We start from the raw sequence: 9,593 nt of genomic DNA, 5'->3' as shown, positions 1-9,593 counted from the left end.
CGCCCCGCGCGAGCGGCCACCGACGGATACCGACGGGTGGGCCGCGGCGCGCATCGCCTGGGACGAGACGACCGCCCGCGCCGTCCCCGCCACGGCCGCCGCCCGGCCCCGGCCGCGCCTGCGGTGGATCGCGCTCGTGCTCGGCGCGGTCCTCGCGCTGGTCGCGGTCGGGCTGGCGGTGTGGACCCCGTCGGCCGGGACGCCGCCGGCCGTCGACCCCTCCTCGCCCGAGCAGGTCGCGCAGCGCTACCGGGCGCTGGGCGCCGACCTCGTCCGCGCGGTGCTGCGCTGCTCCGCGCTGACCCCCGACCCCGGCGAGACCGAGCGGGTGAGCTGCGACTTCGGCGGTCTGACCGTGCAGTTGGTCGGCTACGACTCGACGGGGCGGCTGCGCGCGCACCGCGACGCGGCGCTGGCCCCCGGCCAGGACTCGGCCCGCTCGGCGAGCACGACCGGAGCGGGGGCGGCGTTCGCGATGGACGAGGCCGTGGGCGGCGGGTCGACGGTGTACTGGGACGTCGAGTCACCGAGGCCGGTGAGCGCCACGGTCACGGCGGCGCGCCCGCTGGCCGAGGTGCTGGACTTCTACGACGAGCGCCGATCCACCGCGGTGCAGCGCCCGGAGATGCCGGGGGCGGCGTTCGCCTCGCCCGCGCTGTGGGACCTCGCCTCGACGGTCGTCGACGGGGGCCGCGGGCAGTGCGAGCCGACGGCGCGCGACAAGTACTTCTCGGGCGTGGTGGAGCAGGTCGCCTGCACCTTCCCGAACGGGGTGCTGGGCGACTTCGGCCGGTTCGTCGACAGCCGGGCGGTGACGTTCTACCGGACGTCCACCGCCTCGGCGGACTACACGGTGCCGGGAACGGTGCGGACGGGCTCGTGGAACGACTTCGACGACCCGGCGGACTCGCAGGCCCAGCTGATCGAGTACGTGCTGGCCGCCGACGGCGACTCGTACCTGTACTACGACCGGCGCGAGACGCTGTGCTTCGGGCTGCTCTACCACCCGGACCACAGCCAGGACCGGCTCAAGGAGTTCTTCGTCTCCCAGGGCCTCGAGCAGTAGGGCTCAGGTGCCCTCGACGATCGAGGCGCGCCAGCGGGCCAGCGAGCGGATGACGGGGTCGTCGGCGTCGTGCGCGCCGCCTGCCCGCAGCGCCTCGACCCACCGGTCGTCGCGCGTCACCTGTTCGTGCCGGGGGCGTTCGCGTTGCGAGGGGAGGGCCGCGATGAGTGCGTCGGCCAGTGGTTCCGGTCGCGCGCCGGAACGCTGTTCGGGGCGGTCGTGCACAGCGGGCATACCTGATCTTCGCTCCGGAGCCGCTCGACGAGACTCAACAATCGAGTGATGAAGTTGCACGGATGGATGATGATTGACTGCGGAGAGTGACTTGAGACCGCCGAGACGGCGTATTCGAACGGCCGTTCGAGTTGTCCACATCTCCATCCACAGCTGTGTACAGCTGCCCCGCGGGCGAGGATGGGAAACATGAGCACCGTGCGGTGGGCCGTCGTCGGGCCCGGTCGGATCGCGTCCAAGGTCGTCGGGGACTTCGTGCACGTCCCGGGTGCGGAGCTGGTGGCCGTCGCGTCGCGGTCGGCCGAGCGGGGCGCGGCGTTCGCCGCCGTCCACGGCATCGCGCGCGTGCACACCTCCTACGCCGACGTCGTCGCCGATCCGGAGGTCGACGCCCTCTACATCGCCACGCCGCACCCGCAGCACCGCGCGGTCACCCTGGCCGCGCTGCGGGCGGGCAAGGCGGTGCTGGTGGAGAAGGCGTTCACGGTCACCCCGGCCGCCACCCGGGAGATCGTCGACGTCGCCGAGCGCACCGGGACGTTCGCGATGGAGGGCATGTGGACCCGGTTCCAGCCGGCCGTGGTGCGGATGCGCGAGCTGATCGCGGACGGCGCGATCGGCGAGGTGCGCTCGGTGGCCGCCGACCTGGGCGTGCGGCCGCCGGTCGACCCGATCGACCGCTTCTACAACCCGGCGATCGGCGGGGGCGCCCTGTTCGACGTGGGCGTCTACCCGATCTCGTTCGCCCAGATGGTGCTCGGCGACCCGGACACCGTGGCCGTCACCGGCTCGCTGGCCGCGACCGGCGTCGACGTCGAGGAGGCCGTGCAGCTCGGCTACGCCGACGGCCGCAGCGCCTCCCTGTTCGCCTCGCTGCTGTGCGCCACCCCCGGCCAGGCCAGGGTGTACGGCACGGCCGGCTGGATCGACGTGCTGCCCCGGTTCCACCACCCCGACACCATCGTGCTGCACCGCGCGGGCCACGAGCCCGAGACGATCACCCGCCCGGCGCTGGGCGGCGGCTACAGCCACGAGCTGATCGAGGTCACCGAGTGCGTCGCCGCCGGCCGCCCGCAGAGCGCGGTGATGCCGCTGGCCGACACGGTGGCGGTGCAGGACGTGATGGGCGAGGTGGCCGAGCGCCTCGGCATGGTCGTCCACGAAGGCCCCGCCACCCTCTGACCCCCATCGAGAACGAAGTTGTCGTGCGTTGGACCGGTCCAAAATCACGACAACTTCGTTCTCGACGGTCAGGCGGCTTCGGGGGTGGCGGGGCGCGGGGGCGCGACGGGCACGGCGGCGAGGGCCGCGGGTCGGCGGCGCAGGGCCAGCAGGCCCATGCCGGCGGCCACGAAGCAGGCCACCGCGCCCAGGCCCAGCCCGGCCCGCCCGCCGAACTCCTGGCTCACCCACCCGGCGATGGGGCCGCCGATCGGCGTCGACCCCAGGAACGCCACCGTCCACAGCGCCATCACCCGCCCGCGCATGTGCGGGGCGCTGGCCAGCTGCAGGGTGCTGTTGCCGATGGACATGAACGCCACGCTGGTCACCCCGACCAGCACCATCGCCGCCAGCGCCACCGGCAGCGTCGGCGACACCGCGACCAGCGTCATCGTCACCCCGTAGGCGACCGACAGCCACACCAGCGAGCGCATCCCGGTGCCCCCGCGGGCGGCCACCGCGAGGCCGCCGACCACCGCCCCGGCGCCCATCGCCGCGGTCAGGAAGCCGTAGGTCGTCGAGTCGCCGGCGAACGTCTCGCTGGCCACGATCGGCAGCACGACCTGGAACTCGTAGGTCAGGCAGCCGACCAGGCCCATCATCAGCAGCGGCACCAGCAGCCCCGGCTCGGAGCGCACGTACCGGAAGCCCTCGCGCAGCTGGCCCGGGGCGCGCGGGGCCGGCGTCGAGGGGTGCAGCGCCGCCACGTCCATCCGCACCAGCATCGCCACCACGGCCACGAAGCTGACCGCGTTGACCAGGTAGCACACGCCCAGCCCGCCGACCGCGATCACGATGCCGGCGACCGCGGGCCCGACCGCGCGCGCGGCGTTGACCAGCACCGAGTTCAGGCTGACCGCGTTGCGCAGGTGGTCGGGGCCGACCATCTCCAGCACGAACGCCTGGCGCGCCGGGCTCTCGAAGCAGCTGGCCAGGCCCAGCACGACCGCCAGCGCGTAGACCTGCCAGAGCTGGATGGCGCCCGTGGTGGTGAGCACGCCGAGGACGAGCGCGATCGCGCCCATGGCCGACTTGGTGGCGATCAGCAGCTTGCGCTTGTCGAGCCGGTCGGCGATCACCCCACCGTAGGGGCCGAGCAGCAGCGTCGGCAGCGTCTGCAGGGCGGTGACCACGCCGAGCGCGGTCGCCGATCCGGTGAGCTGCAGGACCAGCCAGCCCTGGGCGACGATCTGCATCCAGGTGCCGGTCATCGACACCGCGTTGCCGATGAAGTAGCTGCGGTAGTTGGGGGTGGCGAGCGCGGCGAACATCTGCCGCCGCAGGGTGGTGATCGAGCCGGTCGTGGGGATCTCCTCGGTCATGTCGTGCCCTTGAGGTGGTGGGCGAGCGACTCCAGGGCGGGCAGCGCCAGCAGCAGCCGGCCGGCCTCGTCGGGGGGCATCGCGGCCAGGTGGCGGGCCAGCAGCTCGGTGCGCTCGGTGCGCAGCCGGGCCGCCTCCGCCGCGCCGGCGGCGGTCGCCTCGACGCGGGCCGCGCGGCCGTCGTCGGGGTCCTGGGTGCGCCGCAGCAGGCCGGCGTCCTCCAGCTTGGCGACGATCCGCGACAGCATCGTGGGGTTGACGCCCTCGATCTCGGCCACCTCGCTGATCCGGACCGGCCCGAGGCGGGCGATCGTGGCCAGCGCGGAGGCCTGCGTGCGGGTGAGCTCCTCGCCGCGGGTCTGCCGGTCGAGAGCACGGGCGATGCGGGCCAGTGCGATGCGCAGGCGGGCGAGGTCGTCGGCGTCGAAGGTGTCGGTCACCGTCGCCTCCAACTAGTTGCCTACCGGCAAGCAACTATACACGCGCGCGGCCCTCCCACCCCGTCGGACGGGTGGGAGGGCCGCGGCGTCGGGCTCCGGGTCAGCCCGGGACCCGGTCCAGGTACCCGGTGACCAGCGCGAACCGGCCGTCGGCTGCCAGCAGCACCGAATCGGTGCCGATCACGACCGGCTCGGCGCCCTCCGGGCCCATCGCCCACGAGAAGCGCACGACGTCGTGGTGGGCGTCCGGGCCGCTGTGCAGGGTCAGCGGCACACCGGGGAACTGCGCCTGGACCTGCCCGATCACCGCGCTCAACGCCTCCCGCCCGGTCACGTCGGCCAGCGGGTCGACGTAGCGCACGTCGTCGGCGGCGACCTTCGCGAGCAGCGCGGCCCGCTCGGCCGGGTCGGTGACGTTCCAGGCCCGCAGGTACTCGGTCACGGTGGTCTCGACGCTCATGGTGGACGTCCTCTCCGGGGAAGGCGGGCCGGGTGCCCGCCGTCGACGGGGACGACACTGCCGCCGGGCGCGCACCCGGTCGATGACGTCTCAGGTCATGGCACCGGCTACCCCGCGGGCTAGCGTGGCGGCATGACCAGCGCCCCCACCCGTCCCGTCGGCGACCTGCTGCGCGACTGGCGGCAGCGCCGGCACCTGTCCCAGCTCGACCTGGCCACCATCGCCGACGTCTCCACCCGCCACCTCAGCTGGCTGGAGACCGGCCGCTCCCGCCCCACCGCGCAGATGATCCTGCGGCTGGCCGAGTCGATGGAGGTCCCGTTGCGCGAGCGCAACGCGCTGCTGCTGGCCGGCGGCTTCGCCCCCGCCTACGGCGAGTCCACCCTCGACTCACCCCCGCTCGGCCCGGTCCTGGAGGCGCTGCGCGCGGTCCTGGCCGCGCACGAGCCGTTCCCGGCCGTCGTGGTCGACCGCACGTGGGAGCTGGTCGAGGCGAACGACGGCATCCAGGCCCTGCTCGCCGGCACCGCGCCCGAGCTCGTCGAACCCCCGGTCAACGTCCTGCGGCTGAGCCTGCACCCCGAGGGCCTCGCCCCGCGGATCGTGAACCTCCCGGAGTGGCGCTCCCACCTGCTCGCCCGCCTCGCCCGCCAGGCCGCCACCACCGGCGACGCCGGCCTGACCGACCTGCTCGCCGAGCTGCGCGGCTACCCCGGCGGCGAGTACGGCGGCGTCGGCGGGGGCGGGGTGGTGGTGCCGCTGCGGCTGCGCCAGGGCGACGCGGTGCTGTCGTTCCTCTCGACGACCACCGTCTTCGGCACCCCCCGCGACGTCACGGTCGACGAACTGGCCCTCGAAGCCTTCTACCCGGCCGACCCCGCCACCCGCACCGCCCTCCTCCACACCCCCTGACGCGCTCCCCCTCGCCGCCAGCAGGTTCAGGAAAGCCACGTTCCTGCCCTGTGGGTTCAGGAACGTGGCTTTCCTGCCCTGTGGGTACAGGAACGTGGCTTTCCTGTCACGGGGGTGAGAGGCGTGGGGAGGGGCAGCGTCAGAAGCGACCGCCGCCGCCCCGGCGCCCCCGCGTGCCCGAGCCGCCGAAGCTGCCGGGGGAGAAGCCGCCGCCCCCGCGACCGCGCCCGCCCCCCGACCGCCCAGCCCCGCGCACGGCCCCGGAGAGGATGCCGCTCAGCACCAGGCTGCCCAGGTCGACGGCGAGGCCGCTGCCGCCGCTGCCCTGCCCGGGCTCGCGCCAGCCGGCGACGTCGTCGCGGGCCAGGCGGAGGGCTTCCTGGGCCAGGGAGTCGGCGCGCTGGGCCTCGGCGAGGCCGGCGACGGGGTCGTCGCCGGTGGCGAGGGTGAGGTGGCGTCGGGCTTCGCTGAGCCGGGTGCGGGCCCGGGTGCCGACGGCGCCGCGGCGGGTGGCGATGAAGTCCTCGGCGGCCGAGACGGCGGCGCGGGCGGTGAGCAGGGCCTGCTCCAGGGCGGCGGCGGCCCGCCGGTCGCGGTCGCGGTCGGCCTTCTCGGCGGCCAGTGCCTGGTCGAGGGCGGCGCCGGCCTCGTCGAGCAGGTGCAGCGCGGCGATGGGGTCGGGGCGGTCGCCGGTCGCGGCGGCCTGCGCGTTGGCCGCCGCGGCCTCGGCGCGGGCGACGGCGGGGGCGAGGTCGTCGCCCATCGCCCTGGCCTCGGCGAGGTCCTGGTCGAGCTCCGCGCGGGCGGCCGGCACCTTGGCGGTGGCCTCGGCCAGCTCGGCGTCGCGGCGGGGGATGCCGTCGAGCAGGGCGCGGGCCTGGGTGATGGCGTCCTCGGCGGCGCGGCCGGACACGACGGCGGCGGTCGGGCCGGCGCCGGTCAGCTCGGCGCGGGCCTGGGTGACTTCGGTGTCGGCCGCGGCGAGCAGGGCGCGGGCCCGGTCGAGGTTGCCGGCGACGGGCGCGGTGGCGGCGTCGGCGTAGCGGGCGCGCAGGTCGGTCCAGGCGGCCTCGGCGCGCGGGAGGTCGGTGTTCACCGCGGTCAGCCGCTCGGCCAGCCCGGCGACGTACCCGGGTGCCTTCGCCTCCAGGTCGCGCAGCTGGTCGAACGCCTCGACCTGGGCGTCGAGGCGATCGTCGGCGCGGGTGCAGGCGCGCAGGATCTCGGCGTACATCGCTCGCTGGGTGGGCTCGTCCTCCGGCTCGTCGTCGTCGAGGCGCTGGCGGACCTCGAACGCGGCCAGCATGTCGGCGCGCGACTGCTCCAGCGCCGCGGTGAACCCGGCGACGGCCTCCTCGCCGAAGTGCGCCCGGGCGGCGGCCAGTTCCTGCTCGGAGGTGCGCACGGCCTCGTCGATCGCGATCAGGGCCGAGCTGGCCCGGTAGGCCAGGTCGCTGGTGGCGACGCCGGGGTGCTCGTCGGGCGGGCCGTCCGGCTTCGGGGCGGGGGTGGTCGGCGGGGCGGTGGCGGGCTCCTCCCGGGAGGTCCGCCTGCGTCGGGCCACCACGTACGCCCCGCCGCCGACGAGCGCCGCCCCGCCGATCACGAGCACGCCGACGGGCACGCCGCCGCCGGAACCGAGGCCGTCGGCCAGCGCCACCGCGGCGCCGGCCCAGTCGTCCTCGCGCAGCAGCGGTTCGACGTCCTGGCTCTGCACGTCGTCGACGCGGGTCTCGGACTCGGGGAAGTCCTCGGCGACCGAGAGCCCGTAGGCGCGGTCCTCGACGGCGACGGCGAACAGCACGTCGGAGACCCCGAGCTGGGAGCGCTCGGCGGCGTCGTCGGCCCACTCCTGGCCGTCGAGGCCGTCGAAGCTGTCGACGAACACCACGAACAGGTCGTAGCCGCGGCGCTCGGCGAGCCGGGCGACGGCGTCGGCGACCCGGGTGGTGGCCGCGGGGTCGAGGACGCCGGCCCGGTCGGTGACGCGGTCGTCGAGCCGGAACGGCGGCTCGGCGGGCGCCGGACCGGCGCCGGTCAGGGCGAGGGCGGCCAGCACCACGCCGAGGAGCGACAACCTGCGCACGACGACCTCCGCTGATCGGGGAACACGCCATCATGGCGCGGCCGCCGCGACCTGCCCGGACCGACCCGTACGGGTCCGCTCCCCGATCGGGTGCGAGGTGTCGCTCAGGCCAGCGCGGGGGCGGGCTCCAGGTCGGTCAACCGCCACGGCCGCACGACCGAGACCAGCACGACCAGCGCCAGCCCGAGGCCGCCCGCGATGACCGCGGCCATGGCGACGCTGTCGTTGCCCAGCACCCCGACCATCGGGGAGACGATCGCCCCGATGCCGAACTGCATCGCGCCGAGCAGCGCCGCCGCGGTGCCGGCGTTGTCGCCGTGGCGGGCCAGCGCGACGACGGGTGCGTTCGGCAGCGCGAACCCGGCCGCGAACAGCGCCAGCCACAGCGGCAGCAGCACGCCGAGGATGCCGGCGCCGACCAGCGCGAGCCCGAGCATGAGGGCGGCCGCGACCGCGCCGGTGGCGACGGCGGCGAACAGGATCTGGCGCGGCTCGAAGCGGCGCAGCAGGACGGGGTTCAGCTGGGTGGCGCCGATGAGCCAGATGGCGCCGCTGCTGAACGCCAGCGCGAACTGCTGCTGGGTCAGCCCGAACTCCTCCTGGAAGACGAACGACGCCCCGGAGACGTAGCCGAACATGCCCGACATCGTCAGCCCGGCCACCAGCGCCAGCCCGACGAAGGTGCGGTCGCGGAAGAGCCGGCCGTAGGTGCGCAGCGTGCCGCGCACGCTGGGGGCCTGCCGGCGCTCGACGGGCAGCGTCTCCGGCAGCAGCTTCGCGGCCACCGGCATCAGCACCAGCGCGTAGAGGGCCAGCGCCGCGAACACCCCGCGCCACGAGGTGAACGACAGCAGCCAGCTGCCCAGCGTCGGGGCGATCACCGGTGCGGCACCCATGACCAGGATCAGCCGGGACAGCAGGGTGGCGGCGGGGCGGCCGGTGTAGAGGTCGCGCACGATCGCCATGGCGATCACGGCGCCGGCCGCGGCGCCCAGCCCCTGCAGCAGGCGGGCGGTGCCCAGGACGGCGATGTTCGGCGCGACCAGGCACAGCACCGAGGCCAGCACGTGCAGCGCGGTGCCGGCCAGAAGGGGACGCTTGCGCCCGAGCGCGTCGGACAGCGGGCCGATCACCAGCTGGCCGAGGCCCAGCCCCAGCAGGGTGCCGGTGAGGGTGAGCTGGACGGCGGAGTCGGTGGTGGCGAGCTCACCGGTGATGGTGGGCAGCGCCGGCAGGTACATGTCGATGGTCAGGGGGCCCAGCGCGATGAGCGCGCCCAGGATGAGCACGAGCCGCAGCCGGGGGGTTTCCCGCGCGGCCGTCTCCACGCGAACGGGGGTCGACGTCACCGATCACTCAAGGTCGGGCTCGCCGCCGCTGTTCCCGCTCCTCCCGCCGTGTAACGCGGGTCACGCCGACAGGTGATCTACCCGGTACCGCCGGCGCGCGGCGTCGCGGAAGGCATCTCCGCCGCGGGCTTCGCCATCGCAACGCCGGGCGGCCGGGAACGCTCCGAGCGCGTCCTCGTCGAGTGCTCCGGCGATCCGCGGCACGGTCGGCGCGTCGTGCTCCACTCGGGCCTCGTGGCCCCCGGCGCCCGCGGATACGTTTGCCGCGACCGCCCGGTGAAGCGGCGGTGAAGCGCGCCACGGCGTACTCGACGCCGTCGGTGGGCGTCGGGAGGCAGCGGGGTGAGCAGCGGGGTGAGCAGCGGGGTGAGCACACCGGGATCCGGGGAGCCGACCGTCGAGCCGGTGGTGCCGGGCGCCGCCGGGGCGGACCGGCCGGCCGGCGCGCCGCGCCGGATCGACTGGGACGAGACGGGCCGGCACCGCGGGCTGGCCGGGGTCGG

At 75.3% G+C, this 9,593-nt stretch carries 9 protein-coding genes; 3 read left to right on the top strand and 6 right to left on the bottom strand.

From position 1 onward, the window contains the following. On the top strand, window positions 1-1,066 hold a 1,066-nt coding region (locus KIK08_RS34420; RefSeq protein WP_214407504.1), incomplete at its 5' end, for a hypothetical protein. A 423-nt stretch (window positions 1,067-1,489) separates the two neighbouring features. Beyond that, the gene (locus KIK08_RS34415; protein WP_214407503.1) at window positions 1,490-2,482 is read left to right on the top strand and encodes a Gfo/Idh/MocA family protein; all 993 of its coding nucleotides are present in this window, start codon (window positions 1,490-1,492) and stop codon (window positions 2,480-2,482) included. A gap of 68 nt (window positions 2,483-2,550) precedes the next feature. Here the strand turns inward: KIK08_RS34415 and KIK08_RS34410 are convergent, their stop codons facing one another. The 3 genes from KIK08_RS34410 to KIK08_RS34400 form a co-directional block, all read right to left on the bottom strand. Next, on the bottom strand, window positions 2,551-3,843 hold the full coding sequence (locus KIK08_RS34410; protein ID WP_214407502.1) for an MFS transporter: 1,293 nt from the start codon (window positions 3,841-3,843) through the stop codon (window positions 2,551-2,553). Then, the gene (locus KIK08_RS34405; protein WP_214407501.1) at window positions 3,840-4,283 is read right to left on the bottom strand and encodes a MarR family winged helix-turn-helix transcriptional regulator; all 444 of its coding nucleotides are present in this window, start codon (window positions 4,281-4,283) and stop codon (window positions 3,840-3,842) included. The genes KIK08_RS34410 and KIK08_RS34405 overlap by 4 nt, the downstream gene beginning before the upstream one ends. Before the next feature lie 100 nt (window positions 4,284-4,383). Then, on the bottom strand, window positions 4,384-4,743 hold the full coding sequence (locus tag KIK08_RS34400) for a nuclear transport factor 2 family protein (protein WP_214407500.1): 360 nt from the start codon (window positions 4,741-4,743) through the stop codon (window positions 4,384-4,386). 132 nt (window positions 4,744-4,875) lie between these two features. On the opposite strand from KIK08_RS34400, the gene KIK08_RS34395 reads away from it, so the two are divergent. Continuing rightward, the gene (locus KIK08_RS34395; RefSeq protein ID WP_214407499.1) at window positions 4,876-5,655 is read left to right on the top strand and encodes a helix-turn-helix domain-containing protein; all 780 of its coding nucleotides are present in this window, start codon (window positions 4,876-4,878) and stop codon (window positions 5,653-5,655) included. A 139-nt stretch (window positions 5,656-5,794) separates the two neighbouring features. Here the strand turns inward: KIK08_RS34395 and KIK08_RS41395 are convergent, their stop codons facing one another. The 3 genes from KIK08_RS41395 to KIK08_RS34380 all read right to left on the bottom strand — a co-directional run bounded on the left by KIK08_RS41395 (window position 5,795) and on the right by KIK08_RS34380 (window position 9,315). Continuing rightward, on the bottom strand, window positions 5,795-7,741 hold the full coding sequence (locus KIK08_RS41395; protein ID WP_214407498.1) for a TPM domain-containing protein: 1,947 nt from the start codon (window positions 7,739-7,741) through the stop codon (window positions 5,795-5,797). A 104-nt stretch (window positions 7,742-7,845) separates the two neighbouring features. Continuing rightward, window positions 7,846-9,069: a Bcr/CflA family efflux MFS transporter gene (locus KIK08_RS34385; RefSeq protein WP_308258075.1), complete on the bottom strand. Its 1,224-nt coding sequence runs from the start codon at window positions 9,067-9,069 to the stop codon at window positions 7,846-7,848. A gap of 81 nt (window positions 9,070-9,150) precedes the next feature. Further along, window positions 9,151-9,315: a hypothetical protein gene (locus tag KIK08_RS34380; protein ID WP_214407496.1), complete on the bottom strand. Its 165-nt coding sequence runs from the start codon at window positions 9,313-9,315 to the stop codon at window positions 9,151-9,153. Between the last annotated feature and the right edge of the window lie 278 nt (window positions 9,316-9,593).

The organism is Pseudonocardia lacus (assembly GCF_018531445.1).
In the GTDB taxonomy this organism is placed as follows: domain Bacteria; phylum Actinomycetota; class Actinomycetes; order Mycobacteriales; family Pseudonocardiaceae; genus Pseudonocardia; species Pseudonocardia lacus.
The sequence above is the reverse complement of the archived record's forward strand: the minus strand, read 5'-3'. Positions and strand labels throughout refer to the sequence as shown.

Coding starts and splice junctions, on each gene's coding strand:
- KIK08_RS34415 (WP_214407503.1), top strand. CDS start 1,490: ATGAGCACCGTGCGGTGGGCCGTCGTCGGGCCCGGTCGGATCGCGTCC.
- KIK08_RS34410 (WP_214407502.1), bottom strand. CDS start 3,843: ATGACCGAGGAGATCCCCACGACCGGCTCGATCACCACCCTGCGGCGG.
- KIK08_RS34400 (WP_214407500.1), bottom strand. CDS start 4,743: ATGAGCGTCGAGACCACCGTGACCGAGTACCTGCGGGCCTGGAACGTC.
- KIK08_RS34395 (WP_214407499.1), top strand. CDS start 4,876: ATGACCAGCGCCCCCACCCGTCCCGTCGGCGACCTGCTGCGCGACTGG.